Raw genomic sequence first — 24,887 nt, 5'->3', positions numbered from 1 at the left:
TGATGAGTCTGAATGACACGATAGAGAAAGTGAAGAAAGCCGCCAATATCGTCGACGTGATAGGCGAGTTCGTGACGCTCCGCAAGGCGGGAGTGAACTACAAGGGCGTGTGCCCGTTCCATGACGACCACACCCCGTCGATGGTGGTGAGTCCCGTGCGCCAGACCTTCAAGTGCTTCGTGTGCGGAGAGGGCGGCGACGTGATATCGTTCCTCCAGAAGCACGAGAACCTGTCGTTCATGGAGGCTCTCGAGTGGCTCTGCAGGAAATACAGCGTCGAGATGCCCAGACGTCAGATGACCGGTGACGAGGAGGAGGAATACAAGAGGCGTGAGTCACGCCGTATCGCCATAGCCGCCGCGGCGAGGTTCTACCAGGCGCACTTGGGGGAGGCGGCGTCCTTCCTGTCCGCCAGGGGCTATGAGGACCTAGGCGAGAGGGTGCTCACTGTGTTCGGGGTCGGCTATGCCCCCGCGGGCAATGTCGCCTGTGAGCGGCTGACCAGGGAGGGGTACAGCCTTGACATCCTGAAGGAAGTGGGCGTTGCCGCGGAGTCTGACCGGGGACCTTACGACGTGTTCCGTGACCGTGTGATGTTCCCGTTCTACGACCTTCGCGGCAACGTCGTCGGCTTCAGCGGTCGTCAGGTGACCCCGAGGGAGAGCTCCGGCAAGTATGTCAACACCGGCGAGACCCCGCTTTTCACCAAGGGGAGCAACCTGTTCGGGCTCTACCAGGCGCGCAAGGCGATCGCCAAGACCGGGTTTGCCTATCTGGTCGAGGGGCAGTTCGACGTGATGACGCTGTACCGCTACGGTGTGGAGAATGTCATCGGAGGATCCGGCACCGCCTTCACGCCCGAGCAGGTGAAGCTCATCATGCGCTTCACCGACAAGGTCGTCATGATCTACGACGCGGACGCAGCCGGACAGAAGGCTGCGCTGAAGAACACCGAGATACTCCTCAAGGCAGGGTGCACCGTCCGTGTCGCCCGTCTTCCGAAAGGAAAGGATCCCGACGAGTTCGGTCGGGAGAACGGGGAGAGGACGGGAAAGCTGCTCGAGGACTACACCGAGTCGTTCCCCAAGGCGTTCCGGAAGATGCTTATCCCGCACGGATGCAAGGACGAGAACCTGATCAGTGAGAAACGGAACGTCATCATGGGGCTTGTCGCCTGTGTGCAGGACGCGGGGCTCCGCAACGAGTACCTGAAGGCTATGACCCGTGACTATGGCGTGAGGATGGCTGTCCTGGAGGAGAAGCTTCGCGAGATCCGCGCAGCCGTCAAGACCCAGACGGCTGACGGGGGCGTGTCCATGAAGCCGGGCATCTACGGGCTGGACGTGCTGCGCGAGAAACTGGACGATGACCAGCCCGCCATCATCACCTCCCGCCTGCAGGATTTCCTTGACCAGTTTGACGAGACCCCCATCCTCCTCATTGCGGGAGTCCCCTCGGACTCAGATATCCTCAGTCTCCGCAAGGCGTACGGATTCTTCGCCGCCGACGAGAAAGGGTGCTGTGTCAGTGACGACGGCACCGAGAGCGACTATCTGAAGGCGCTGTCCCTGGTCTTCCGCTCCGGAGTGACGCGCATCGAGATGTCATGCGGGGACCATACCGAGTCCTTCCTGGACTACTACATAGGTCTTCACGGGAAGCTCCTTGACAGGTACAACGGGGACAAGGTCCCCCTGGTGACCCGCTGCGTGGAGATGACAGCCTACGTGGAGGAGACCGTCGTCACCATCAACCGCAGCCAGTACTGCAAGAGCCTTGGTCTGACGAAGGGTGAGTTCGACGATATCCGCAAGCCGTTCGTCCAGCAGCGGAAAAGCCAGCAGAAGGTCAGCGCCATGAGCGAGGGGCTGGAGGACGAGGAGGACTATTTCAACCCCTACACCCCGCCGGACTATGTGACGGACAATCCTGACTACGCCCAGATGTGGAAGGAGTACCAGTTCTATCCACGCCTGAACAAGAAGGGGACCCCCGTGTGCTATATGTTCCGGAACCAGAACGGCAACGGCATGATCCAGGTGGGGGACTTCTTCATGGAGCCCCTGCTGCACATCTTCAATGACGACTTCGACCAGAACAAGAGGGTGCTGAGGGTCAACCGCAGAAGGTACGAGACCCCCGTGTATGTGGAGGTCGTGTCACGCTCCCTGCTGAAGATGTCGACCATCGAGGACGTGCTGATCAACTACGAGGGCGTCAACTTCTCGAACGGCAAGGAGGAGTACTGGCGCAAGATCAGGGAGTGGATGTCCTACAAGTACGTGATGTGCTCGGAGGTCGAGGTCTACGGCAACCAGCAGACGGAGGGCACCAACCGCCGACCCGACGAGCAGTTCTTCGCCTTCGCCAACGGCATCTGCCACATGGTGGGCGGCTCCATGAGGTTCGAGCAGGTCGACGAGCTTGGCGTGGTCACCCACAACAAGCGGAACTACTACCTTCCCGCCTTCTCCACCATCTACATAGACAACAAGCGCCGTCAGGAGAAATACCAGCTGATATCGCAGTTCGTGTACCGGGAGGTGCCCAAGGAGAGACAGGTCACCTTCGACGAGTGGGCGGACCTGATGAACAGGGTCTACTCCATCAACGACAACGGCAAGTGGGCGATCCTCTTCGCCCTCATGTCGGCGTTCCGCAGCAACATACACTGCATCGACCGTCTCTTCACCGCCCCCTTCTTCGTGGGACCGATGTCATCGGGCAAGACGCAGATCGCCGTGTCCATCAGGTCGCTGTTCATCAGTCCGCACCAGAGCATCTTCAACCTGAACCTCGGCACCGACGCCGCCATGCAGTCGTACATGTCAGCCTTCCGTGACGTGCCCATCGTCCTGGACGAGTACAACAACGCCACCATCAGCGACATCAAGTTCCAGGCGCTGAAGTCCATCACCTACGACGGTGAGGACAAGCTGAAGCGCAAGGGGAGCTCCGGGAAGGAGTTCGAGACCGACAAGGTGTTCGCCTCCGTCATCCTGTGCGGACAGGAGATGCCGCAGCGGGACGACAACGCCCTGATGAGCCGCGTCGTCATCTGCGAGGTCCCCAAGCCCAAGGACAGGAGCCTGGAGTCCACACGTCTCTTCGACCGCCTGAAGGAGATCGAGGATCCCGGCAAGGTGGGACTCTCCAACGTGCTGCTAGAGGTCCTCGCACTGCGTCCCGCCGTGATGGACCATTTCCGCCCGCTCCGCCAGCAGGCTTACAACGAGCTGAGGGACGGTGTCGTCAATTCCGGGGAGAGGGACCGCCTGATGAAGACGGTGTCGCTCTTCCTCGGCATGGTCAGGCTCATAGAGCAGTACTCGCATTTCCACCTGCCCTTCACCTACGACGAGTTCATGAGGATCGCCAGGGACAAGATCAACTGGCAGCTGTCGCTCATCAGGAGCACCGACAAGCTGGCGATGTTCTTCACCGCCATAGACAACATGATCGACACCCGCAAGATCGTGGAGTGCCGTGAGTTCCTCATTGAGACCCCGAAGGGCGTCACCGGCAAGGACGCGCGGGGCGAGAAGAGGACGTTCGCCTTCAGCCCGGGGCAGAAGATCATGTTCCTGCGCCTGCAGGCGGCGTTCAGCATCTTCGACCGCAACGGCTACAACAGCGAGAAGTCCACGCTGGCGACCATCGAGCAGAACCTGAGGTCGCATCCCTCCTACATAGGCACGGTCGCCTCCCGCCGCTTCGAGTGGACGGAGGTGGTGGAGCGCTTCGACCCGAGGGTTGACAAGGTTATCAAGGACGAGCAGACCAGGCAGACCAGCACGTCGGCTGTCATTATCGACTATGACGAGTTCATGAAGGCGTACAACATAGACTTCCGCAGGGACCAGGCGCAACGGGAACCGGAGCCTGAGAGCCCACGGGAAGCCACAGGGCAGTCCGTCTGGAGGAACGGCGACCCGTTCTGACAAATCCCCGTATTCTCACATCCTGATACTTCCCATTCCAAGGGCAGCCTGTCGCGACGACACGCTGCCCTTCTTCCTGTGACTACGTTACTATTATTCCTCCCCTCATCCCCTCATGATTATTGCCTATTGATATAATAGGCACACACTCCCCCAATTTACACCGCAAAGGTACGAAACACAAGGGAATTTCCGCAGGTTTTTCCTCACTTTCCCATGTCTGACTCTAATTTTACATTTTGACCGCACCGTCCAAGGCGAAAAACCCCCGTACCCCCAAATTTGAACAAAAAACCCTTAAAATAGAGAAACGAAAAATATTTTTCGGAAAAAGTGCGTCCTACAATCCTACAATCCTACAAAACGTATTTTTCATTCCGTTCCATTTTGAAAACAAAACACCATAACTACTTATATATCAATTAATTACTTATATTAATTATATTATATATATAAATGTAGGAATGTAGGAATTTTGTAGGACGATGTAGGATGACGCATATTTTTGTAGGAAAGGAGGATTGTAGGACGAAACACCTGTTTTTCCCCGGATTTGTAGGATAAAAGGATGATGTAGGAATAACTTTTTTATGTTGTTATATTAAAGTTTTCGTTTAACAAATAACTCTTTTCAATTATTTTTCATATCTTTGCATCGAAGTCCGAATATTTTTGTAGGAATGTAGGACGGTAGGAACAAAAAACAGAGTTTCCCCATATGAATAAAAAAAACGCCTCCCAAATCAGGATTGTCACCATCCGCATCGAGTCCTATCTTGCCGAGTATGCGAAAAATAAGTTCGCTGAAGGCGGAACGGATGGCGCAATCCGAATTCCTTACAATTCCGAGTTCTATCACTGTGTCTGGGAGCATATGGCTAAGCGTCGTGCCGACCAGCCTCTCCTGACAGACGGCAACCTCAGGATCCTGCTTCCGTCAAGGAGGACGGCTGAGGACGGACCTGTCAAGAACCCCGCGTACTACAACTACCTCTCGCCTGTGGCGGTCCAGCTCATAGAGAGGTTCCTCCGCCGTCAGTTCAACTACGAGTTCCACCAGATGATGCTTGACAACGAGAACCACGGTCGTCCCGTGAGGCAGCAGGACATGGTGGCGGACTTCATAAGACGGTACCGCCTGGAGAGTATCACCGAGGACGCCCTTCTGAAGAGTTTCCAGCGTTACCGGCAGCGCCTGCATCCCAGAAAACCCAGAAAATACGAAAAAAGACATAATTTTAAAAAGAATTAACGTTTACCGAACAACCTGTTTTATCCTTTATATTCTCGTCACGAAAAAAGTATATTATGAGAGAGCTTACCCAGCACATCCGGCTCATCCCGGTCATCACCACCACGACCGGAACATTCGAGGAGGGATCCTTCGATGTGATGAGCGACCAGCCGTTCAGTATCGAGCCTGTTCCCTCCGTAGACGACGGAGGCACCTCGTGGAACTGCGACAAGTCACTGACCATCGACACGCCCGACTCCTCGACAGTCAGGTTCTTCCGCCACGAGCGGAGTTGTATAGTACGCGTCTTCGGCTCCGACGGCAGCAGCTATTCGATAGGCGACATCCTGATGCCAGCCCGGGCGGTCATATCCCTGAACCTGAACACCGCCACCTTGCGGATCAAGGCGGAGACGGTTCGTAATCCCTTCGTCTCGTAGTCTTTTCCCACATTATTATATATAATTACCTTTGGGCAGATTAATCGATTTGCCCAATGAATGAACTGCAGACTATTCTTCTCAGTGACATGCCGCTGCTGATCTCCACCGACGGCTACCGCCAGCTGATGGTCACAGCCTTCCCCGTGCAGCCCCCAAGGGTCGCCGGCAAGGCGGACATCCCGGAGAACTCCCAGTTTTTCTTCGACACAAAGACCTATGATCAGCGGACGAGGGAAGCCTTCGAGAAAATCAAGCAGATGATAGACAGAGCCGTTGCCAGGCAGCAGACCGACAGTCCCCTGTCACTGGTCGGCTATGACTTCGACAGTCCTGAGCTTCCGGACAACTCCGTCGCATACCACCGCGTCTGGGGCTTGATCACGGCTTCCTCCAGGTACTACTTCTCGTCGAAGCAGCTGGAGGCTGACCTTCTTGCGGCGGACGCGAACCCGCAGATCACGAGTCACCTGCTCCATGTCAACTCCCCCGGCGGAGAGGCGTACTACCTCGACCGCCTCGACGAGACGATGCGGAGCCTTCAGAAACCTGTCGTCACCCTGTATGAGCAGGCGTGCTCCGCGGCATACAACATCGCATGCCATGGTCAGCGCGTGTATGCCACCACCGCCTTCGACTTCGTCGGCTGCATCGGAACCATGACCTCTTTCTACGACTTCAAGCAGTACTACGAGTCGCTGGGTATCAAGCTCATCGAGGCGAAGGCTACCAAGTCGGACCTCAAGAACAAGGTTTTCGACAATCTCAAGGACGGCAAGCCCAAACAGTACATCGAGGAGGTGCTTGACCCGTTGAACGACAGCTTCCTTTCCACGGTGAGGTCACAGCGCAAGCGGCTTGCCGGTCTGGATGACGATGCCCCCGTGCTGAGAGGTGAGACGTTCTTCACGAAAGCGGCGCTGGAGATCGGTCTCGCCGACGGGCAGTCTACCCTGCTCGATGTCGCCATGGAGGCTTCGGACCTCGGTCGCAAGTGGTCTGACGTCAACAAACAGAAGAATTCTATTTATAGTGCCATTTAGTGTTAGTTTAAAATTTTAGGTTATGAATTGGAAAGAAAAATTAAAGAAAGTGCTGGAGCTTCTTGGCTTCACTTCCAAGTTCGAGTCCAAGGCTTTGACAAACGAGGAGTTCCAGCAGGTGTTGGAACGCTACCAGCGTGACTACCAGGTTACCCTGCAGGACGACATTAACGCCGAGCAGGAGCAGGCTCAGAGCGAGGCGATGCAGAAGCAACTGAATGCGATCTACTCTGCCGTTCTCGCGGCAGGTGGTGAGCCGGAGCAGAACGTTGCTGATGAGGGGGAGCGTAATGCCACCCAGCAGGACATAGTGACTGCCATCAACAACCTCGGTTCGCGTATCGAAATCCTCAGTCGCCAACCCGCTGCTGACATTCCAGAGCAGAAAGGTAACGCCGTTATCGTGAGCATCCACGGATTCGGCAATACTCCGGAGTATCTGTTCGGTGTCCAGGCTCCTATGTACTCCATGGGACTGCGCTGGAACAGGATCGCCGCCAACCCGGCTATGGCTGCCGCCCTTGGCGAGCCTACCAATGCCGAGCAAGAGGCGTTCCGCAAGGCTGTCAGCGAGTACGGAGCAGCTCTGCGTCAGCGTGCGAAGTACCTTATTGAGAACAAGATGACCGCTGACCTGAAGGCTGTCGCAGAGGGGAAGTTCTCCACCAACTATGCTGGAGTTGACAATCTGGGCGACATGGGAACGCAGTTCACCATCCGTCGCCAGGACGCCATCATCGCGCGTGTCCTCTCTACCGTCAAGATGACCGACTTCTTCCCTGTACGCTACGGTATCCAGGACAACGACGTCATCTTCAACGCCTTCTTCGACGAGGTTTCCCAGGCTTGGCAGGAGGGTGCTGTCTACAAGGGCGGCATGAAGATCGAGAACGAGCGCGGCTACGTTGACGACGCCATGATCAAGATGATGTGGGGTCCGATGAAGGATCTGGAGCGCAAGTACATCGCCTATCTGAATACCTCCGGCAGCGATCCTATCAAGTGGAACATGATTGAGTACCAGATGCTCAACTCTCTCCTGGAGGCGCAGCGTGAGCAGAACATCCGCCGTATGCGCGGTATCTACGTGAAGCCTGAGAGCGGTGTCGCCGGTTCTTACCTGACCGCATCCACCGGTATCCTCTATCGCCTGCTTGACTATATCCACAGCAACAAGCTGCTGGTGACCGACGACTCGGACAAGACCTTCCGCGCATACACCGAGAGCACCATGCTCGGTACGGTACAGCTGTTCGTCGCCGAGATCAAGTCGCATCTGGGTGAGGATGAGACACTGGACGGCAAGGTGCTTTACCTGAACGAGCGTCACAAGTCCTGGTGGCTCAAGTGCATCCGTACCCAGTTCCATCTTGACACAGACTTCGCCGGAGTCAACTCATACGCCAACATCGTGCCGGACACCGATGTTCGCATTATCTGGCTGCCGTACCTTGGCAACCTCACCTTCATGATGATGCAGGAGCCCGGCAACCTCCAGTTCCTGGAGTTCCTGCCAGGAGAGATGATGGGTCTCCAGATGGAGCAGCAGATGGAGATGGTTCGCGCCTGGAGCACATGGAAAGAGGGTACCGCGGCTGCTTTCCTTGGTCGCAAGTTCTCCAGCCGTGCGGAACTTGTCGCCAATGACTACCAGTGGCAGCAGATCTTCCTTAACCTCTTCGCCGCCGACATCGCCGCTGACGCGACGACTGTTGACGCCGGCAATGGATTCTGGCAGATCACAGGTGTCAATACCGAGGCGACAGCGATCACCGATATCACTGGTGCCAAGAACGGTGTCGCCTACTGTATCGAGATCGGTGACGAGACCCATCCGTCAACAATCGCCAAGTCAGGCAAGTTTGAGAAGATCAAGGAGGCGTGGGAGCCTACCAAGGTTGGTGACTACATCCTCGTCATCCTCCTCTCAGACGGTAAGTTCGCAGAGCTGGAGCGTTGCGTCGGCGGCAACCGCACCATCAACCGTGAGCTGAATCCCCATTATGTAGGATAATAAAAATGTGTAATATGAAAAAGTCACTTATCATCAGTACTGGGCTTTCCCGCAAGGGAGCCCAGTACGCCAACAAGCGCCAGCGCCAGCTGGCAAAATGCCTGCTTTGGCTGTTTGCTATCTGTATGATCCTCATGGCTTGGGCTGAGCCCGCAAGTGCCCAAGGCATAGGTCTGTCCCTTGCCTCCATGGCTCTCATCGGCAATATCGACGACGTGTCCGACCGTGAGACGCACGGTAATGAGATCGCCTATCAGATTGTCCTGATTGGCTGCGATCAGCTCGCCGACAGGTTCAATTTTCCCCAGCCTGACAAGGACCGTCTGGTGGAGATCGGCAAGTCTCTCCTTAAGCCAGGGGAGGCGGCGCACTATTTCGAGGCGCACGCCATCCCGACGCTGCTGTCGAGCACCGAGAAGGGTGACATCACCACGACGGGTGCCAATACCTTCACGGCAATCCTCGGCGGTGACAGGACCCAGATCAAGAACTTCGTCGAGGAGTACTCCGGCTTCAAGTTCATCATTCTCTACAAGCACATCAAGGACACCGTATGGCATGTCATCGGAGAGGCGGAGCGCCCCATGGTGCTGAACAACACCGAGACGAAGGACGACGCGGACGGTCGCTACACCACGCTGACCTTCGTACGCAACAGTGTCTACCTGGACTGCCTGGTTCAATGGGCGGACGGCGAGGACGTCAACGACCTGCTTGATGGAAATCCAGCCGCCGCAGGCAATGGTTGAACTAAATTGTAACGAGTATGTATAACGAACGTGAACGTATCATGCATCATCGGCAGCTGCTCTCCAAGGAGTCGGCTGCTGCCGATTTGCGGTTACTCCAGGAGAAGGATCCGAGAAACCCGCGACTGACGGAGTTCGGGTTGTCGCCGAGTCGCTGTGAGGACCAGATCCTCTTCGACCTTCTTGGCGTCGCATCCCGTGACGAGATCGTCAAGAACCGTCTTTCAAGTAAGGAGGCACCTGCAGAGGAAGCACCTGCGGAGGAAGTACCTGCAGAGGAAATACCTGCGGAGGAAGTACCTGCGGAGGAAGCACCTGCAGAGGAAATACCTGCGGAGGAAGTACCTGCGGAGGAGGCACCTGCAGAGGAGGCACCTGCAGAGGAAGTACCTGCGGAGAAGGCGAAAAAAAAAGTGAAAAGCCCCTCACCAAAGAAGAAGAGTACCAGAAAATCGACTGGCTGAACCTCAGTGACCCTGACGTGCAGCAGGCTACTATTCTCTACAACGACCGCATCAACACATGGCGGCGTATGAGGCAACTCGACGAGCAGCTTGAGAAGATTCCGAGCGAGGCGGCTGTGGCAGAAATGGCAGAGCTTCGTATACGTAATCTTCAGGCGTTCGCCGAGTTGCAATCCTTTAACGATACAGGCAAGTTCCTCTGCGAGCATCCGTTGCTTGCAGGACGATCGGAGGCAGCAAGACTAGCCACCCTCCTGAAGCGAGACCCTGCAGAGTTCCTCAGGCAGCATAAGAATGTACTCGACAATATCAGACGCTATAAGAGTTACATCAAGCGTAAGGACCGAAAGGACAAGCGTCATCAGGACAGGACTAACCTCGAACGTCATCAGGACAGGGAACGCCTGTTCCGTATGATACTTGAGCAGGAAGGAAACAGACAATTATGAGCAACTACGAGAAACTTTTGGCAAAGATAGCCTCGGAAGTCAATGCGGAGGCGGACGCTGGTGAGATGTACGACAAGTTGACAACGCAGGCAAAGATGGGAGACACTGACAGTGTCAAGCTGCTTGCCGAACTCAACCAGTATGCCGAGGAGCGTAAGTTGCGGAAAGAGCTTTTCGGCGTATGACACAGATAGAGAAGATCCAGGAGTTGCACCCCGACCTGATAGCCTCTTTCCTTGCCACCGGCAAGGGGGAGGCTATCCCCGCGGATCTCCGCCTGTTCCTGCAGCAGCTGCAATGGGCGGCGGAGACCTTCGAGACGGAACGGAGCGTCAGTCGCTGTGCCGCCAAACTCCGTCAGCGCATAGCGGCGGAGCAGCATGTGAGCATCGAGCAGCGCACCGCCGTCGCCCGTGTCTACGAGGCGCTCAACTTCTTCCATGTCGACCAGTCTGTCGGTATCAAGGTCTGGGAGTCTGTCTATGCCGACCAGTTTGAGAAGATCGCCATGCTGGCTGCCGTCAAGGGCGACCTTAAGACACAGTCAAAGGCAACGGAGCGTGCCCTTGAGTGCCGCCGCCGTGCTGCGGAGATAGCCGACAGCGACCGCACTCTGGGTATCACGCAGTTAATCTCTCCTGATGTCACACCCGGGCTGCTGGGCTTCGAGACCCAGGATCTGAAGACGATTGCCAGGAAGAACCGTGAGGGAGCCTATGTCATCATCCAGTCGCTGCCTATTGAGAGCAGTGAGAAGAAAAGGCTGCTCACAGATGCCAAGATCGAGGAACTGGAGTCAATGGAGGAGATAATCAATGAGTGAGCGTGTGTCATACGACGATATGGAGCAGCTCTACATGAACCAGGTGCAGCTGCTGTGCAATGTGATAGACAGCAACATCCTGATTGCGGAGCTGGGGCGTGCCACGGGTAAGACCGAGGGTGTCACCACCCCGCGCATCATCCGTGTCGCCGACTCAATGCCTGGCGAACTGATGTTCCTGGTGCACAAGACCTATGTCGCCCTGATATCCAACGTATTCCCAAATATACAGGCATCTTTCTCCAGAATGGTCAGCGTGAACGGTCGTGAGCGTCCCCTGCTGGAGTACGGTGTCGACTACGTGGTTGGGGAGACCCGACTGCCCTCCCATTTCCGAAAGCCGCGCTACCCTGTCAGCTATCCCAAGCACTCCGTGGTGTTCCGCAACGGTGCCCACCTCCAGTTGGTCAGCAGCGACCAGCCGGAGAGTGTAGCCGGACGCAACGCCGTACATGCCTTTATCGAGGAAATGAAGCATAACTCGGGAGAGAAGTTGCGCTCCCGTCTGTTCCCCTCCCTCCGTGGCGGCAGCGCGGAGATACGGAAGAGTCCTTATTATGCGGGGGTGACAGGTGTCAGCGATACGGCGCGTGTGGACTTGGGAGAGGATGACTGGTTTGAGGAGTACGAGAAGAAGGTGGACCGCCAGCTCGTCTCCGAGATTGTCACCGTGGCACTGCACCTTAACAAGCAGCTGCTCCGTCTCCATGAGCTGAAGGCGCAACTCCGTGAGACAAAGAATCCCGTGACAATGGAGAGGATCCGTCTGGAGCAGCAGCGTCTGAACCATATCGTAGCCATCTGGAAGCCCCGTCTTGCCGACATGCGCCGCAACGCCATCTTCTATGCCCGTGCCTCCAGTTTCACCAACCTTGACATCCTGGGCGCCAAGTTCTTCAAGACACAGCTGGACACGCTCGACATCGACGAGTTCCTGACCTCCATCTGCGCCATCCGCCACAAGGAGGTGACAAACAAGTTCTTCGCCGCGTATGACCGTCACCGCCACCAGTTCAAGGACTCGTACATCTACGACCTGATCATGAAACTCGACCTGAAGGACAAGTTCATCCTGACCGCACACTACCTGAGGCATTACAGTCCCATGGACGAGATATATGTCGGCTATGACCCAGGCAATTTCTCCAGCCTGGTGTGCGCCCAGAAGAAGGAGTACGGCAAGCGGCTCGACGTGATCAAGGAGTTCACCAGCTTCGCCCCCGTTCCCCAGGACGACCTTGCCCAGCAGTTCCACCTCTTCTTCGGTGCGGACAGCGTCAACAAGACCGTACACCTTTATCCTGACCGAGCCGGAAACAAGACCCGTGAGGAGCTGGAGCAGATCACCACCGACTCCAGGAAGATGAAGGAGCGTCTTGAGCAGTACGGATTCAGCGTGGTGCTCTACAACGAGGGACAGGGCACCATCTACTACTGGCAGCAGTACAAGTTGCTGCTGATGCTGTTCTCCGAGCACCATGACGCACTGCCGCGCATCCGCATTGACGAGAACGAGTGCAAGAACCTGTGCTCAGCCATCATGGTGTCGCCAGTCAAGCAGCAGTCCGGAAAGATAGAGCTCGACAAGTCGTCAGAGCGCAAGGAGCCTCTGAAGCACCAGGCTGGACTGACCACGCAGTTGCCGTCCGCCCTCATATACCTGCTGTATGGCATGTATGCCGACCTGTGCCGTCAGGAACTGAGCAGTCTTCCGACCGATTTGCCCGACAATATACCCGTTTAATCTCTTTTTTTTGTTCTTTCTCGTCGAAAAGCACCTTATTTTCGAGATAAAAAGTTCGCGAAAACATATAAAAAACGCCCCTTTTTACATCGGTCGAAAACGTAAGTACCTGTCTGTCAGCCAAAAGGACTTTTGAAAAATGAAAATCAGGTTTAGCGAATGACGGAAACGTCCACGCGCCGCTGGGAAATCGGTTTGATGTGCAAGCCTCATTAGCTCTCCGGAAATATGACGGAGGTCGTGCGTCCTTTGCCCTCGCGCGTACATTTTATAAATTCGCAGCATGAAAGTCGGATCTGAGCTGGACGGTGTGAGTGCCATGCAGTGGGCTCGCGAGCTCTCCAAACTGCCTGAAGGAGACTTTACCGTGGTGTTCTTCCCGTACTCCAGGAAGAGGGGAATGGCATCGGCAGAGCTGGTGGTCAAGGAGCACTGCAAGTGGCGCAGACAGATGCCGGAGGAGCGGATATCCATCAATCCGGACAACCTGCTGCTCTTTACCGACGGGAACGGAGAGCCCCGCATGTGCTACAGGATACTGATCCGCTATATGGCTTTCTCTCAAGACAACTATATTCTTCATAAGATAAACTGGCTATGAACGACAGTATTGAACTATACGGCAGCGTAGGCAACTACATCCTCGACGGCAACAGCTTCTCGTTCCAGATCGGGGAGGGAGCGCAACTCTTCGACCGTGCCCCGTCGCCCATGCTTCCCAGTGACCGCCTCACGGCGTACCACGAACACCAGTGGCTGGGAATCAACGGGTACCAGGTGTGCATGCGCGGCATGAACAACAATCTCATTGACGAGGTGACGGCGGAGATCAAGCACAACCGCCTCCTGCCACGGCTGTACTCCAAGGAGATCAAGATGCTCTACGGACACGGGCATGCCTTCTACCGTCAGGTTCTCGACGGAGGCAAGATCCGGCGTGAGTATGTGGAGCTCCCGCAGGTCAGGGAATGGCTCGACTCGTGGGAGGATCTTGGGCTGGTATCCGCGGAGGAGTTCTCCAAGACCAACATCAAGAACTTCTATTATTTCGGGGACTTCTTCTGCAAGTGGCGGTTCTCACGCGGCAAGCGTGTCGGCATGGGGCTTCCCGTCGCCGGTCTTGAGAACCTGGAGAACAAGCACTGTCTCCTCGCCACCACACGGCAGGATGTCGCCTATGAGCTGATCTCCTATCAGGACTTCCACCATGTCGCCGTCGGCAGGTGGTTCTTCGGTACCGGAGGCTATAAGATATACCCGAAGTTCAATATGAGCGAGGTGGACGGTTATATGTACGCAGCCGTCAGCCATCACCGTGAGAAGTCGGTGGACGAGTTCTACGGTGTCAACGAGACCCACCAGGGCGCACGCCCGTATATCCAGGGGTCCAACAAGACCGCCCATTACATCAACTCCTTCCTGAAGAACTCCCTGGCGGCGAAGGTGCATATCATCGTCCCGAACGCATGGATCTCCAGCAAGCGTGAGCAGATCACGAGGCTGTGTCAGGAGAACCAGAAGCGCAAGGCAGCCAATAAGGATCTTATCAAGTACAACGGACTGGAGATCGGTACCGAGTACTCCGAGAGTGTCCTGATACAATACCTCCGCATGGAGCTCCGCAAGGTCGGTGAGTACCTCAGCGGTGAGGGTAACCAGGGAAAGGCTTACTCCACCATCTCCTTCATGGACGCGCAAGGTCATGAGCAGCAGTGGAAGATAGAGCCGGTCGACCTTAAATACAAAGAGTATATCGACGCGCTCATCTCCTACGACAAGCGCACCGAGCAGGCTCTGCTCTCCAGTGTGGGTCTCGACGCGGCAATCAGCGCCGTCGACAAGGAGGGCGTCATCTCCAAGTCAGGGTCTGACTCCTATTATAACTATCTTATCTATATCATGTCGCTCACTCCTGAGGAAGAAATCTGCACCCAGCCCCTCAACATGGCGATGCGTGTCAACTTCCCGGACCTCTACAGGAAGGGGTACCGTATCGGTTTCTACCGTGAGGTGCCGCAGCGGCAGGAGGACGTGTCACCAAAGGAACGCCTTAACAACCAGCAGTCATGAGCTATATATCCGAACTTTTCAAGAACCTGAACGAGCTGACCAGGTACGCACCGGGTGTCGACGGTGTCAGCTCCCTGTCCGACCTGGAGGCTTCAGCGCGCTCCGCCAGGAAACGTGTGGCTGCCGTCATCACCGCCGCCGTCTACGACGCTGTCGTGGCTTCGGCTGACGAGGATCTGCTAGACGCCCTTCGCATGGCGATGGCTAACATGACGCTGCAGGTGCAGATGACCTTCGACAGCATCAACCGCCGCAAGAACGGGACGGACGTGTACAAGTACGAGCTGGACGGCATGCGCCGCTCCTATATGGAGAACTACTACAACGCCATGGACACCCTGATATCCACCATGCTGGACTCCGATGCCGCCGCTGTCAAGGAAGCGTGGGAAGGCTCCAGGTATGCCACGCTGCTTGGCGGCTGTCCCATCAAGAGCGCCGGCGAGTTCGACTCGATCTACAATATCGACAATTCCTGTCTCTTTTTCTTCCGGACGCTTCCCATTCAGAAAGAGGTGATGGACTCCAGGCTCGGAGCCTATTTCTCCAAGGTGGCTGGTCTGGACGAGAAGGAGCGTCTGGACTCCATGCTGCGCCTGGCTCTGGCTAAGAAGGTGGTGGCGATAGCCCTGCGACGCTTTGATATCCTGGAGTGTCCTGCCACGATACGTAATCTCTTCGACGAGTCGAGGGTAAGCGGTCAGCGGAAGGATGAGCGTGAGGGTGCCGTGAGTCTTGCCAACCTGCTCGACGGGGAGGTGGAGTCGCTCATCAGTGACATCGACGTGCTGATCAGCGCGGACTCCAATATCGACATAAGCAGCATGAGCGCGTACAACCGTCCCGAGGACAATATCATAATGATGCCATGAGGGAGGAGATTCAGATAGTATCAAAGGACAAGGAGTATGCGATCCCAAACAGTTGGAACGCACTGACTCCGGACATCTGGCTGTCACTTGTCAGGGAACTGCTCAAGCTGCAACGGGGAGAGACCTCCGTTGGTGAGCTCCGGATCCAGCTGCTATGCGACCTGATGGGCTGGAACAAGTATAAGTTCCGTGACGAGGACCAGATAGCCAACCTGATCGTACTGTCGGAGCAGCTGACCTTCCTCTTCAAGATTGTATATCCCGACAACAACGCCGCGCTTGACGGGCTTACGGACGACGAGTACCGGCAGGCTGTGCGGGTGGAGCCGGATCACCTGGACATTCCTCAGGCTTCCTATTTGCGGACACTCGACTACAGGTACCAGATTGACCTGTGTTTCTTCAGACAGATGCTGCCGGTGGTGAGGATACCCGTCGTCCTTGATGTTGAGAAGACTTACGAGGGGTACCATGCCGATCTTCAGATGGGGTCGCTGACCACCAGCCTCACGGCTCTCCAGTACATCGAGGCACGTGAGCTGCTGGGAAAGGAGGATTCCCTTCCGCTGCTGGCGTCCATCCTCTACCAGCCGCTTCCATACGACTCCGGCAGTGCCCATTCGGCGGCAAAGGAGTTTGAGAGGCTCCCGAAAGAGACGCTTCACGCCATCGCGATGAATTTCGAGGCGGTCAACAACTTCCTGTTCCTGAAGACCAGCTTCTCGCTGCTCACCAAGTTCGAGCCGGGAAAGGCTCACTCCATCACCACCGACATGACAGACGCACTGTACGATCTCTCAAAGGACGGACTCGGCAATGTGTCGGAAGTGGAGCAGCTGAACGTGCTGACATACCTGCGGATTCTCCGCAAGAAGACCATCGACAGCGTCCGCCAGATGCACGGCATGAAGATGGAGATTGACAAGATAGCCTCCGAGGTGGGGCTTCCCATTGAGATAGTCACAAAGATAATATAGTATGATCATACAAGACCTTTTTCTGTATTTCGCCAAATTCCCGTCCAAGGATGGAGTGAAGTCGATGGCTACCATGGGCGGTTCCGAGATGCCGGAGTACCAGCAGCTGATGGACGCGCTCGACGCCCTCCCTGAAGATTCTCTGGTTCCGGAGATCGAGCACTATGTCTACGGGCAGTCTATTGACGATCTGAAGGGAAGGCTTGACAAGCTTGTCGGCAGCTGGATCTATGCTGATTACGGGGAGATCACCACACAGAATACCAAAGGATCCATGGAGGTGGTACAGCGGCTTGCCGTCACCGTCGCCATGCGCATCCGCTCCAACGCCGACATGATAGAGCGCATGATCGCCAGTGACCGCACTATCGGAATGCTTACCAAGGTTCAGGCGCACATCATCGCTGACTGTGACTCAGGACAGTTGGAGTGGCTGGCAAGGGGGGAGTTCCGTAAGACGGAGATTGTCCCGTTCGTCGCCTCCGAGCTCAACAGTTACGGCTGGACGCTGCTGCTCGACGCATCGGCTCCGGACGCCCTTGGCACGGCAGCTCTCTCCAGGTCCTTTATGTCTCCATGGAAATAAACTATTTTTGCCATATGAAAAAGAAAATGTACAGATTACCCGTGATGTCGCTCGTCATCGCATTCCCGCTGTCAATCATAGCGGACATTCTGAAGTATGTGTACCAGGACTGGGAGTTCGCCAAGTGGATTGCCGTCGCTGTTGTCATCGATACCATCCTCGGAATCGTCAAGCACCTGGTGCATAAGGACGCCTCCAGTGAGGGGTTCTTCGTCAAGTTCTCAAAGAAGATCCTGGTGTATATCCTGCTGATGATCCTCGCCAACGTACTGACCAACTACACTGTCGGAGGCAGCGTGGTGGGTACCACGCAGTGGATGGGAACCTACCTGTGTACCTACATGATGGTGCGGGAGGCTATCTCCGTCATGGAGAACGCCAACGCCATCGTACCCATCTTCCCCAAGTCAATCATCAGGAGGTTCAAGGACTTCAACGACAAGGGTGAGTATATAAGAAAGGAGGAGTGATATGGCAAAGGCAGAGATTTTGACTCCGTTCATCCTGAGTTGGGAGGGAGGATTCGCCAATATCCCGGACGACAGGGGAGGTGCCACTAACAAGGGCGTAACCCTTGCGACCTTCCGCAGTGTCTTTGGCAGCGGTCGGACTGTTGCCGACCTCAAGAGAATGACGGATGATCAATGGGAGTTTATCTTCAGAAAGTATTTCTGGAACCGATGGAAAGCAGACCAGATCCAGAGCCAGCCGATTGCCAACCTGCTGGTCGACTGGATGTGGACTTCAGGATCCTATGGTGTGAAACTTCCGCAGAAGGTGCTGCAGGTGAAGATTGACGGCATCGTGGGTCCGAAGACCCTTGCGGCAGTCAATGATCATCCAGACCAGAGGCAGTTGTTCCATGACCTGTGGGTTGAGCGTGAGGCTTTCTTCAGGAGAATCGGAGTGAAGGAGCAGAGGAAGTTCCTGAACGGATGGCTCAACCGGCTGAGCGGCATCCGGTATGAATGCTTAGTGTGTAACGGAGGTAAGACCATTATGTTATGAGAAGAATTTTATTCGTTATCCCCCTTTTCGCCCTCATGGCGTTATGCGGCTGCAAGACCACCCGCTCCATGGAGGAGCAGTCCGTCAGCATCCGTGACTCCATCCGTATCAAAGACAGCGTCCGTGTTACTGACTCCCTCCGTATCAAGACATCGGTCCGGGACAGTGTGAGCATCCGGGATTCCTTGGTGATCAGACTCGACTCCAATGGTAACGAGAAATCGCGAGAGTCCTGGCATCAGCGTGACACCTACCACTGGCAGTCCGACAGTGTGATGGAACTCAAGTTAATGCTCAAAGAAGCGATTCAGGAACGTGACGCCGCACTGGCGGTATTGAAGAAGCATGAAAAGGTTGTCTTCAAAGGTCCCACCCTCAGAGACAAACTGCAGTACTTCCTGAGCGGAGTCTTCTTCATGGTGATTCTGATCATCATCGCAGTAGTAGCGACATGGAAAGCAAAGAAAGTTTAGTTGTGTTTTTCATAGTATTTGGTTAGTAGTAATTTTGTAAACAGAGTTTTAGGTTTTTTAGTTATTATTCGGATCAGCCGGCGCAGTGATGCATCGGCTGGTTTTTTCGTTAAATGATATTAATATTAATACTTTTCTTTGCGAAATGTTTGGTAAATAGTATTATTTTTGTTACCTTTGCATCGTCAAACAATAAAACACAACAACGATGAGAAGATACAAGGTAATTGAGGTCATCAAGATGCTGGAAGCCGACGGATGGGTGATGATGAAGACCAAAGCAACAGACCACAAGCAGTTCAAGCATCCAACCAAACCGGGGAAGGTGACCGTCAGGGGAAAGAACAGCGAGGTCTTGAACCAGTTCCTTCTTAACAGCATCTGGAAACAGGCAGGGTGGAAATGACCGCCCAGCCTTTACGAGAAGAAAGTATTGATCTTAAAACATTATAATAATGGAGAAAATTATCGTTAACGTCGCATGGGTCGACAAGAATTTCGGGGCTTCCCTGAGTGACAACGTGCCTGGTGCAGTGGTACTTACAGCAGACACCTATGAGAAGCTGCTGCAGGAGGTACCGGAGACACTGCGCTTCCATGTCGAGGGAATGGTGGAGGACGGCGACGACGTTCCCCAGTGGCTCATCGACGGAGAATATGAGTTTGAGTACCACCTTCAGGACGTGGCGACAGTACTCCGTGCCTATGAGCCTTTTGTCTCGCTGGCAGCCATCAGCCGTGCCTCCGGCATCAACCAGCACCAGTTGAGCCACTATGCCACACGCATGAAAACACCACGCCCTGAGCAGCGCCGCCGCATCGTGGAGGGCATCCATAAAATCGGGAAGCAACTATTGGCTGTTATGTGAGTTTATTGTTTGACAACACCGGCTTTCAGCAGCCAGTCCCGGTACGTGAGTGTCGGGGCTTTTTGTATCAGTCAAAGTCTGGAAGAAATGTAAATACTAAATAAAATTAGTTGCAAAACGAAAATATTCTTTACGAGGCGCAAATATATTAAAAATAATTTATATCTTTGCATCCGGAAATAATAACAAGCCAATTCTCACAATCAATGTGTAAGGTAGATATTAAAACGATAACTCGCGTGAATAGCAATATGATTAATCACGTGAAGGCGGGTTCCATTCATGTTCAAAATTCAAAGGATGGAAAGATTGTTGTTCCTGTACATTTGCTTGGTTCTCACCAATATAGAATGTCGATTGACAGGGTGAACGAGATTTACGACCAGGCACGTCGCAGCGTGGTCGGTTCCATGGTTCCTAAGAAATAGAGATATGTCAAAGAAATATTGCAGTATATACAGCAAGTTGGTACAAAGCGAGGGCGATATGGTAGGACATATCGCCTATTCGTTGTATAAGGCGGAGAAGGTTCGTTATATTAAAGAACAGAAGGAGGCTATGAAAGTTGAAGTGCTTCCTGATGAGATTGTTCAGGAGTTTGCTTCCGGACGTGACAACCAAACAAGCCTTGACCATTATCGGGGTATGGCTGAGACTATTCTGCAGAGGTTTATTGGAGGCTCTTTTGATGACATGTCTGGGCAGGTGATTGACGAGGTTACAGACAGGCTAACCCAGCATATGGACCATTCTGTATTGCCATTACTTCCTAAAAAAGAGTCTGGTTGGAAAAAATTCTGGAATGGAGTCTTCCAGAGTGTTGCTGGCGCTATAGCACTGTCTTTGATTGTATGGTTATTTGCCAATGTCGTTGGAAAATTCTCGCTTGGCAATATTAGTGTCACTTATAATGATAAAGACAACCTGACCAACTCAGAGCAGGTGACAACACCACCGATGCACCCTGACTCTATTGCCATCGAAGACGTTAAACCGCAGAATAACGTAAATCGCAAATAATATAAAGCGGTTCCGACACCAGATGTCAGGACCGCTTTCAAGTAAGCAGGAAAGCCTGCTACGCTCAATTCAAATCACTATACTACCCGATATCGGCGTAGTATCTGGTGAGAGTCATAGGACTAACTCTAACACCGTCCAGATAAAGTGGGCTATCTCTATGGTCCTAACGATAACCCTAAATAACTTTTTCCTTGTCATATTTTTTTATTTTAATCTTATTATTTATCTCTGAAGATTTTACTCAGACTTAAGGATTTCGTCTGCTCAGAAGCGCGTTTTTCACAAATAAATATCACGAAGTTTTCAAAAACAAAGAAAAATTTGCTGGTTAGCGTAAAATTTTTCCGAAATTTCTTGCTCGTTTCCGATTTTCTTCCTATCTTTGCCATCGCTAAACGTAATACGACGATGAGTCGACAAGGGCGATGATGACGCCCGAAATAACATCGGGCATTATTTATGCCATTTTGATTATCCAGAGCCGGAGACAGTCGGCTCGTCATCTGCCAATATTCGGCAGCCACCCAGATAGAATAACGTCCTTGCGGCGAAGTCTATTACGTTTAGCGACAGGGGATCGGCTGCCGATTCTCTGTCCCATGGGGGAGATGCTCCCGTCCGTGAGGAGGGAGAGCCAGCGGTCGACCGACCGCCAAGGTCCCTGGACTCTCCCCCTTTCCCTCAGACATGAATCGGGGGGGGCAAAAAGAGACTATAGCGAATGCGAGCGAGCACGACGATGAGTACTGGATGCGTCTCTTGTCCACCACTGCCCCTTCCCGTTTCCAGATACCGGGACGAAGTGTCCCACACCCTGGGACGAAGTGTCCCACCCATTGGGACAAAGTGTCCCACCCCCTGGGACAAAGCGTCCCACCCGTTGAAAAAAATACCGCGCAGGGCGGTTCCCTGTAAGCTAAACGTAATAGCATTATGAACAACGTAATTCAGATCGGGCAGGTGGTTCAGCCCTCAGTTCTTTCCAATGTTGAGAGAACTGTAAAGAACTTGAAAGATTGGCTCAGTGCCAGCAGTGCATCCTTCTCCGCCATCGCAGGCGAGGAGGTCTCTCGTCTCGACGTGGTGAAGGCTCACCTTTACCTCGCCTTCGTGTTCGTCATCGGTGTCGTTGTCAGTCAGATGGGAGGTGCCGTATGATTTTCTGTTGTGATTTCTTCGATAGAAACAGTCGCCCCAAGTTCTATGAAAAGACCGTCTCCATGATGAGGGCTGCCGACGGGCACGCTTTCCTTGAAGAGTCGGACTTGACGGAGTTTGTCGACCATCTCCGGAACCGTATAGAGAAAGACAAGCCGGAAGGGCACAGTGCGAGACTGAGCTACCGCCCGATCAATGACGGCGGCAAAGGGTATATCTTCCTGCAGAGCGGCAGGGACGAGACGGACATCGCCCGCCTCTACCTGCACACCGTCAAGTCGGTATACACCTATGGGGAGAAACGCTTTGAGGTACTTCGTTTAATAAGGAGAGGAGGTGAGGAATGAGCGCTGATATCTGTGAGGGAATGCTTCAAAGCGTGAAGGATGCCCCGGAGGACTATATTGAGGCTCTCGACGAGCTGACCTCGTTCCTGATCAACCAGTCGGTGGTCGGTGACGCGGGCGACGCCGAGCTGATGGCGCTCATCCGTACCGTTAACGATATGCGCCGTCTGGTGAAGGATATCTGCAGGCAGTAGCCGTAAATACAAGGGTGGCTGGGAGAAGGGCGCCGCGTCATGACGACGGGGTGTCCTTTTTTCTTCAGACCGATATCGCTACCTTCGCACCATGGTAACAGAGTCGCTCATCAGGAAGAAGTTCGTCCACGAGACGATGACGGAGGGAATCAACAAGATCTTCTCCGAGCAGCAGAGGATATTCAGCTCCAGGTTCAACAGCCGCACCGGAAGGCTGGAGACGTTCCTCTCCAGCCACAGCTTCGACCGGCAGATCAGCGACGGTCGCTACTCCGTGTTCATCCACCTCTATGCCCACCTCCGCTTCCTCGACATGCAGTACCGCCGTCAGGATCTGAGTCCGCGTCCGAAGAAGGCTAATATATATAATAAGGTGGTGTGGGGCATCCTTTTCCGCGAGGTGTTCCCGGAACTCCGCTACGGCTTCACCGACGAGGTGCGCCAGCAGCTTCGCGACCAGCTGCAGTCGGCTCTGAATCCGTGAATTTTCGTTACGTCACGAAAATATTTGTTACGTTATGCAGTTATATTAAATATTTTTTCTTATCTTTGCAGGTGGAAAGAAATACGCATTATACTAAAAACAACAAACCTACTATGACAGCTATCGTTGGTGTTCTTAACAAACATGCAGTGGCTATCGCTGCAGATAGTGCTGTGACTATGGGTGACACTCATAAAGTTGTTAATAGCGGCAATAAGATATTTACACTATCAAAGTATCATCCTGTTGCTATTATGACCTATAATGCTGCTGAGTTTATGGGGACTCCGTGGGAAATTATCATCAAGCAATACCGTAAACAACTCGGAGACGAACCTAAGTCCACTTTAGAAGAATACTTGCACGACTTTGTGGATTATCTGACTAAACAAAATTACCTTACGTCAGAAGATGTGCAAAAAGAAAGTTTGTATTTGCAGGCTTATTTCTTTTACAAACTATGTGTAGACAGGGCTGTCGGAAAGGCTTTTGCTCAAAAGCGTCCATTCAAATTAACGGATCCGAATGTGTTTTCATATATAAAAACAGAACTTGAGGAAATAATTAAGAGCGCTTCATCGAAAAAAATGTGTGAAACTTTACAAGATTACTCTTTAAAAGATTTTCTCACATATTCAAAAGATGTCTTTGACAGACTTTACAATGAGACTCTTCCCATTCCTATGGTTATTCCAGAAGCGGAAAAATCCTACTTCGAGGAGGTTTTTTACAATTACATGGTTTCAGAGCTTGCGTTTACTGCTTACACAGGGTTGGTCTTTACAGGGTATGGAGAGCAAGAGATGTTTCCTAGCATTATGTCTTTAAAAGTTTCTCTTTTTGTAGATGGTAGGTTAAAATATTTTATAGAGAACGATCGAACGTTTCATGTGACGACCTTCAGTGGATCGTGTATTGCGCCGTACGCACAAGACGATGTAATTAAAACCATTATGGGTGGTATGTATCCTGGTTTTGTTGACATAATCAATCAGGTAGTCAGGTCGTCTGTTTTGACATACACGGGAAATGTCAAGAAACTGGCTGCATCGAACCCTTATTATAGTGGGCTGATAAAAGAACTTAACAAATTTGACAACGAGGCGTTCATTAGAAGCATAGACAAAAGTATTAGTGATCAGATGTTTGAGAAATATACAAAAAATCTCATAAGTACAGTTTCCGGATTGGGTAAGGAGGATATGGCGAATATGGCAGAGAGTTTTATTTCGCTGACTTCCCTTGTCAGGAGGATGTCCCCTCACGAAGAAACTGTCGGAGGTCCTGTCGATGTTGCAGTTATCTCCAAGGGAGACGGCTTCGTTTGGATTAATAGAAAACATTATTTCAATCCCGAATACAATCACCACTTCTTTCAAAATTATTTCAAACAGTGAATTATGGAAAGTTACGTTTACAACAACCTGTCTAATTACGAGGAAGACAATGGGCTATTGTCGAAAAGTGATATCGAAGAGATTGCAAGTGAACTTTCTCGAGAAGTCACAGAGGAGATTAACAAACAATTTAGCGTTATGTTCAAATAATCAAGACCGCCCCAACCACTAGGGCGGTCTTTTTTTTGTCATCCCCACTTATCAATTTTATTCAGTTTTATCCCCAAAACGCTAAAAACGTAAAGAATAGGGAGTTATGCACCAAAAATAGGGATTTTCCCTTTGCGGTTTCAAACCAATTTCCTATATTTGCAGTAGAAAAAGGAGCTAAAACGAAAGAGTATGGTATTCTTAGGGTTAATGAACATATTCCTCGCGATTCTTTTACAGCCTTTGGTTATAAAAGAAGGAGACAGGTGCACCGCAACATACGTTTTCTATTACTGTCTTTGTCTGAGTTTTACTTTTGTGGGTGGTATTCTTTGCTATTTACTATTTAGGAAGATTGCATTAGGAAGGTAAGTATTG

Annotated in this window: 28 protein-coding genes; all 28 read left to right on the top strand. The window is 53.0% G+C overall.

Annotated elements, in window-relative coordinates:
* Positions 1-2 precede the first annotated feature (2 nt).
* The 28 genes from dnaG to BM257_RS05145 all read left to right on the top strand — a co-directional run bounded on the left by dnaG (position 3) and on the right by BM257_RS05145 (position 24,359).
* Complete coding sequence (dnaG, locus tag BM257_RS05280; protein ID WP_092069379.1) at positions 3-3,941, top strand: DNA primase; 3,939 nt, start codon at positions 3-5, stop codon at positions 3,939-3,941.
* Between the two features lie 718 nt (positions 3,942-4,659).
* Complete coding sequence (locus BM257_RS05275; RefSeq protein WP_092069255.1) at positions 4,660-5,193, top strand: hypothetical protein; 534 nt, start codon at positions 4,660-4,662, stop codon at positions 5,191-5,193.
* Positions 5,194-5,249: 56 nt separating this feature from the next.
* Positions 5,250-5,615, top strand: a complete 366-nt coding sequence (locus tag BM257_RS05270; protein ID WP_092069252.1) for a hypothetical protein — start codon at positions 5,250-5,252, stop codon at positions 5,613-5,615.
* Between the two features lie 530 nt (positions 5,616-6,145).
* On the top strand, positions 6,146-6,658 hold the full coding sequence (locus BM257_RS05265) for a S49 family peptidase (RefSeq protein WP_369821302.1): 513 nt from the start codon (positions 6,146-6,148) through the stop codon (positions 6,656-6,658).
* A gap of 22 nt (positions 6,659-6,680) precedes the next feature.
* Positions 6,681-8,672 (top strand): hypothetical protein, encoded by a 1,992-nt coding sequence (locus BM257_RS05260; RefSeq protein WP_092069247.1) that lies wholly within the window; start codon positions 6,681-6,683, stop codon positions 8,670-8,672.
* Between the two features lie 14 nt (positions 8,673-8,686).
* Entirely contained in the window at positions 8,687-9,421 is a 735-nt protein-coding gene (locus BM257_RS05255) for a hypothetical protein (RefSeq protein ID WP_092069244.1), read from the top strand.
* A gap of 17 nt (positions 9,422-9,438) precedes the next feature.
* Positions 9,439-9,885: a hypothetical protein gene (locus tag BM257_RS14745; RefSeq protein WP_177216019.1), complete on the top strand. Its 447-nt coding sequence runs from the start codon at positions 9,439-9,441 to the stop codon at positions 9,883-9,885.
* A 68-nt stretch (positions 9,886-9,953) separates the two neighbouring features.
* Positions 9,954-10,334, top strand: a complete 381-nt coding sequence (locus tag BM257_RS05245) for a hypothetical protein (RefSeq protein ID WP_092069241.1) — start codon at positions 9,954-9,956, stop codon at positions 10,332-10,334.
* Entirely contained in the window at positions 10,331-10,519 is a 189-nt protein-coding gene (locus tag BM257_RS05240; protein WP_092069238.1) for a hypothetical protein, read from the top strand. Before BM257_RS05245 ends, BM257_RS05240 begins: the two co-directional genes overlap by 4 nt.
* The gene (locus tag BM257_RS05235; protein ID WP_092069235.1) at positions 10,516-11,157 is read left to right on the top strand and encodes a hypothetical protein; all 642 of its coding nucleotides are present in this window, start codon (positions 10,516-10,518) and stop codon (positions 11,155-11,157) included. The genes BM257_RS05240 and BM257_RS05235 overlap by 4 nt, the downstream gene beginning before the upstream one ends.
* Entirely contained in the window at positions 11,150-12,901 is a 1,752-nt protein-coding gene (locus BM257_RS05230; RefSeq protein WP_092069232.1) for a hypothetical protein, read from the top strand. The genes BM257_RS05235 and BM257_RS05230 overlap by 8 nt, the downstream gene beginning before the upstream one ends.
* Before the next feature lie 283 nt (positions 12,902-13,184).
* Positions 13,185-13,502: a hypothetical protein gene (locus tag BM257_RS05225; protein ID WP_092069229.1), complete on the top strand. Its 318-nt coding sequence runs from the start codon at positions 13,185-13,187 to the stop codon at positions 13,500-13,502.
* Positions 13,499-14,971, top strand: a complete 1,473-nt coding sequence (locus tag BM257_RS05220; RefSeq protein ID WP_092069226.1) for a hypothetical protein — start codon at positions 13,499-13,501, stop codon at positions 14,969-14,971. Before BM257_RS05225 ends, BM257_RS05220 begins: the two co-directional genes overlap by 4 nt.
* Entirely contained in the window at positions 14,968-15,843 is an 876-nt protein-coding gene (locus BM257_RS05215) for a hypothetical protein (protein ID WP_092069223.1), read from the top strand. The genes BM257_RS05220 and BM257_RS05215 overlap by 4 nt, the downstream gene beginning before the upstream one ends.
* Positions 15,840-16,820: a hypothetical protein gene (locus BM257_RS05210; RefSeq protein WP_092069221.1), complete on the top strand. Its 981-nt coding sequence runs from the start codon at positions 15,840-15,842 to the stop codon at positions 16,818-16,820. Before BM257_RS05215 ends, BM257_RS05210 begins: the two co-directional genes overlap by 4 nt.
* Position 16,821: 1 nt before the next feature.
* Positions 16,822-17,406, top strand: coding sequence for a hypothetical protein (locus tag BM257_RS05205; RefSeq protein WP_255405549.1), 585 nt, complete (start codon positions 16,822-16,824; stop codon positions 17,404-17,406).
* Positions 17,407-17,420: 14 nt separating this feature from the next.
* Positions 17,421-17,876 (top strand): bacteriophage holin, encoded by a 456-nt coding sequence (locus BM257_RS05200; RefSeq protein WP_369821301.1) that lies wholly within the window; start codon positions 17,421-17,423, stop codon positions 17,874-17,876.
* Position 17,877: 1 nt separating this feature from the next.
* On the top strand, positions 17,878-18,414 hold the full coding sequence (locus BM257_RS05195) for a glycoside hydrolase family 108 protein (protein WP_092069205.1): 537 nt from the start codon (positions 17,878-17,880) through the stop codon (positions 18,412-18,414).
* The gene (locus BM257_RS05190; protein ID WP_143096761.1) at positions 18,411-18,887 is read left to right on the top strand and encodes a hypothetical protein; all 477 of its coding nucleotides are present in this window, start codon (positions 18,411-18,413) and stop codon (positions 18,885-18,887) included. The genes BM257_RS05195 and BM257_RS05190 overlap by 4 nt, the downstream gene beginning before the upstream one ends.
* Positions 18,888-19,095: 208 nt before the next feature.
* Positions 19,096-19,293 carry a type II toxin-antitoxin system HicA family toxin gene (locus BM257_RS05185; protein ID WP_092069199.1) on the top strand — a complete coding sequence of 66 codons (198 nt, stop codon included), beginning with the start codon at positions 19,096-19,098 and terminating at the stop codon, positions 19,291-19,293.
* A gap of 49 nt (positions 19,294-19,342) precedes the next feature.
* The gene (locus BM257_RS05180) at positions 19,343-19,756 is read left to right on the top strand and encodes a type II toxin-antitoxin system HicB family antitoxin (protein WP_092069196.1); all 414 of its coding nucleotides are present in this window, start codon (positions 19,343-19,345) and stop codon (positions 19,754-19,756) included.
* 251 nt (positions 19,757-20,007) lie between these two features.
* Positions 20,008-20,184, top strand: a complete 177-nt coding sequence (locus BM257_RS14740) for a hypothetical protein (protein WP_177216018.1) — start codon at positions 20,008-20,010, stop codon at positions 20,182-20,184.
* A gap of 4 nt (positions 20,185-20,188) precedes the next feature.
* Positions 20,189-20,776: a hypothetical protein gene (locus BM257_RS05170; RefSeq protein ID WP_143096760.1), complete on the top strand. Its 588-nt coding sequence runs from the start codon at positions 20,189-20,191 to the stop codon at positions 20,774-20,776.
* A gap of 936 nt (positions 20,777-21,712) precedes the next feature.
* Positions 21,713-21,937 carry a hypothetical protein gene (locus tag BM257_RS05165; RefSeq protein ID WP_092069188.1) on the top strand — a complete coding sequence of 75 codons (225 nt, stop codon included), beginning with the start codon at positions 21,713-21,715 and terminating at the stop codon, positions 21,935-21,937.
* The gene (locus tag BM257_RS05160; RefSeq protein ID WP_092069186.1) at positions 21,934-22,284 is read left to right on the top strand and encodes a hypothetical protein; all 351 of its coding nucleotides are present in this window, start codon (positions 21,934-21,936) and stop codon (positions 22,282-22,284) included. The genes BM257_RS05165 and BM257_RS05160 overlap by 4 nt, the downstream gene beginning before the upstream one ends.
* The gene (locus BM257_RS05155; RefSeq protein WP_092069184.1) at positions 22,281-22,478 is read left to right on the top strand and encodes a hypothetical protein; all 198 of its coding nucleotides are present in this window, start codon (positions 22,281-22,283) and stop codon (positions 22,476-22,478) included. The genes BM257_RS05160 and BM257_RS05155 overlap by 4 nt, the downstream gene beginning before the upstream one ends.
* Positions 22,479-22,569: 91 nt before the next feature.
* Complete coding sequence (locus BM257_RS05150) at positions 22,570-22,962, top strand: hypothetical protein (RefSeq protein WP_092069183.1); 393 nt, start codon at positions 22,570-22,572, stop codon at positions 22,960-22,962.
* A gap of 113 nt (positions 22,963-23,075) precedes the next feature.
* Entirely contained in the window at positions 23,076-24,359 is a 1,284-nt protein-coding gene (locus BM257_RS05145) for a hypothetical protein (protein ID WP_143096759.1), read from the top strand.
* Positions 24,360-24,887: the final 528 nt, after the last annotated feature.

It is taken from the genome of Prevotella sp. tf2-5 (assembly GCF_900115435.1).
Taxonomy (GTDB): Bacteria; Bacteroidota; Bacteroidia; order Bacteroidales; family Bacteroidaceae; genus Prevotella.
The sequence above is the reverse complement of the archived record's forward strand: the minus strand, read 5'-3'. Positions and strand labels throughout refer to the sequence as shown.

Excerpts from the sequence above, each read along its gene's own strand:
- BM257_RS05190 (WP_143096761.1), top strand. The coding sequence starts at position 18,411 with ATGAGAAGAATTTTATTCGTTATCCCCCTTTTCGCCCTCATGGCGTTA.
- BM257_RS05220 (WP_092069226.1), top strand. The coding sequence starts at position 13,499 with ATGAACGACAGTATTGAACTATACGGCAGCGTAGGCAACTACATCCTC.
- BM257_RS05235 (WP_092069235.1), top strand. The coding sequence starts at position 10,516 with ATGACACAGATAGAGAAGATCCAGGAGTTGCACCCCGACCTGATAGCC.
- BM257_RS05205 (WP_255405549.1), top strand. The coding sequence starts at position 16,822 with ATGATCATACAAGACCTTTTTCTGTATTTCGCCAAATTCCCGTCCAAG.
- dnaG (WP_092069379.1), top strand. The coding sequence starts at position 3 with ATGAGTCTGAATGACACGATAGAGAAAGTGAAGAAAGCCGCCAATATC.
- BM257_RS05155 (WP_092069184.1), top strand. The coding sequence starts at position 22,281 with ATGAGCGCTGATATCTGTGAGGGAATGCTTCAAAGCGTGAAGGATGCC.
- BM257_RS05265 (WP_369821302.1), top strand. The coding sequence starts at position 6,146 with ATGCGGAGCCTTCAGAAACCTGTCGTCACCCTGTATGAGCAGGCGTGC.
- BM257_RS14740 (WP_177216018.1), top strand. The coding sequence starts at position 20,008 with ATGATTAATCACGTGAAGGCGGGTTCCATTCATGTTCAAAATTCAAAG.
- BM257_RS05240 (WP_092069238.1), top strand. The coding sequence starts at position 10,331 with ATGAGCAACTACGAGAAACTTTTGGCAAAGATAGCCTCGGAAGTCAAT.
- BM257_RS05255 (WP_092069244.1), top strand. The coding sequence starts at position 8,687 with ATGAAAAAGTCACTTATCATCAGTACTGGGCTTTCCCGCAAGGGAGCC.
- BM257_RS05245 (WP_092069241.1), top strand. The coding sequence starts at position 9,954 with ATGAGGCAACTCGACGAGCAGCTTGAGAAGATTCCGAGCGAGGCGGCT.
- BM257_RS05170 (WP_143096760.1), top strand. The coding sequence starts at position 20,189 with ATGTCAAAGAAATATTGCAGTATATACAGCAAGTTGGTACAAAGCGAG.
- BM257_RS05185 (WP_092069199.1), top strand. The coding sequence starts at position 19,096 with ATGAGAAGATACAAGGTAATTGAGGTCATCAAGATGCTGGAAGCCGAC.
- BM257_RS05180 (WP_092069196.1), top strand. The coding sequence starts at position 19,343 with ATGGAGAAAATTATCGTTAACGTCGCATGGGTCGACAAGAATTTCGGG.
- BM257_RS05230 (WP_092069232.1), top strand. The coding sequence starts at position 11,150 with ATGAGTGAGCGTGTGTCATACGACGATATGGAGCAGCTCTACATGAAC.
- BM257_RS05275 (WP_092069255.1), top strand. The coding sequence starts at position 4,660 with ATGAATAAAAAAAACGCCTCCCAAATCAGGATTGTCACCATCCGCATC.
- BM257_RS05225 (WP_092069229.1), top strand. The coding sequence starts at position 13,185 with ATGAAAGTCGGATCTGAGCTGGACGGTGTGAGTGCCATGCAGTGGGCT.
- BM257_RS05270 (WP_092069252.1), top strand. The coding sequence starts at position 5,250 with ATGAGAGAGCTTACCCAGCACATCCGGCTCATCCCGGTCATCACCACC.
- BM257_RS05165 (WP_092069188.1), top strand. The coding sequence starts at position 21,713 with ATGAACAACGTAATTCAGATCGGGCAGGTGGTTCAGCCCTCAGTTCTT.
- BM257_RS14745 (WP_177216019.1), top strand. The coding sequence starts at position 9,439 with ATGTATAACGAACGTGAACGTATCATGCATCATCGGCAGCTGCTCTCC.
- BM257_RS05260 (WP_092069247.1), top strand. The coding sequence starts at position 6,681 with ATGAATTGGAAAGAAAAATTAAAGAAAGTGCTGGAGCTTCTTGGCTTC.
- BM257_RS05145 (WP_143096759.1), top strand. The coding sequence starts at position 23,076 with ATGACAGCTATCGTTGGTGTTCTTAACAAACATGCAGTGGCTATCGCT.
- BM257_RS05160 (WP_092069186.1), top strand. The coding sequence starts at position 21,934 with ATGATTTTCTGTTGTGATTTCTTCGATAGAAACAGTCGCCCCAAGTTC.
- BM257_RS05195 (WP_092069205.1), top strand. The coding sequence starts at position 17,878 with ATGGCAAAGGCAGAGATTTTGACTCCGTTCATCCTGAGTTGGGAGGGA.
- BM257_RS05215 (WP_092069223.1), top strand. The coding sequence starts at position 14,968 with ATGAGCTATATATCCGAACTTTTCAAGAACCTGAACGAGCTGACCAGG.
- BM257_RS05200 (WP_369821301.1), top strand. The coding sequence starts at position 17,421 with ATGAAAAAGAAAATGTACAGATTACCCGTGATGTCGCTCGTCATCGCA.
- BM257_RS05210 (WP_092069221.1), top strand. The coding sequence starts at position 15,840 with ATGAGGGAGGAGATTCAGATAGTATCAAAGGACAAGGAGTATGCGATC.
- BM257_RS05150 (WP_092069183.1), top strand. The coding sequence starts at position 22,570 with ATGGTAACAGAGTCGCTCATCAGGAAGAAGTTCGTCCACGAGACGATG.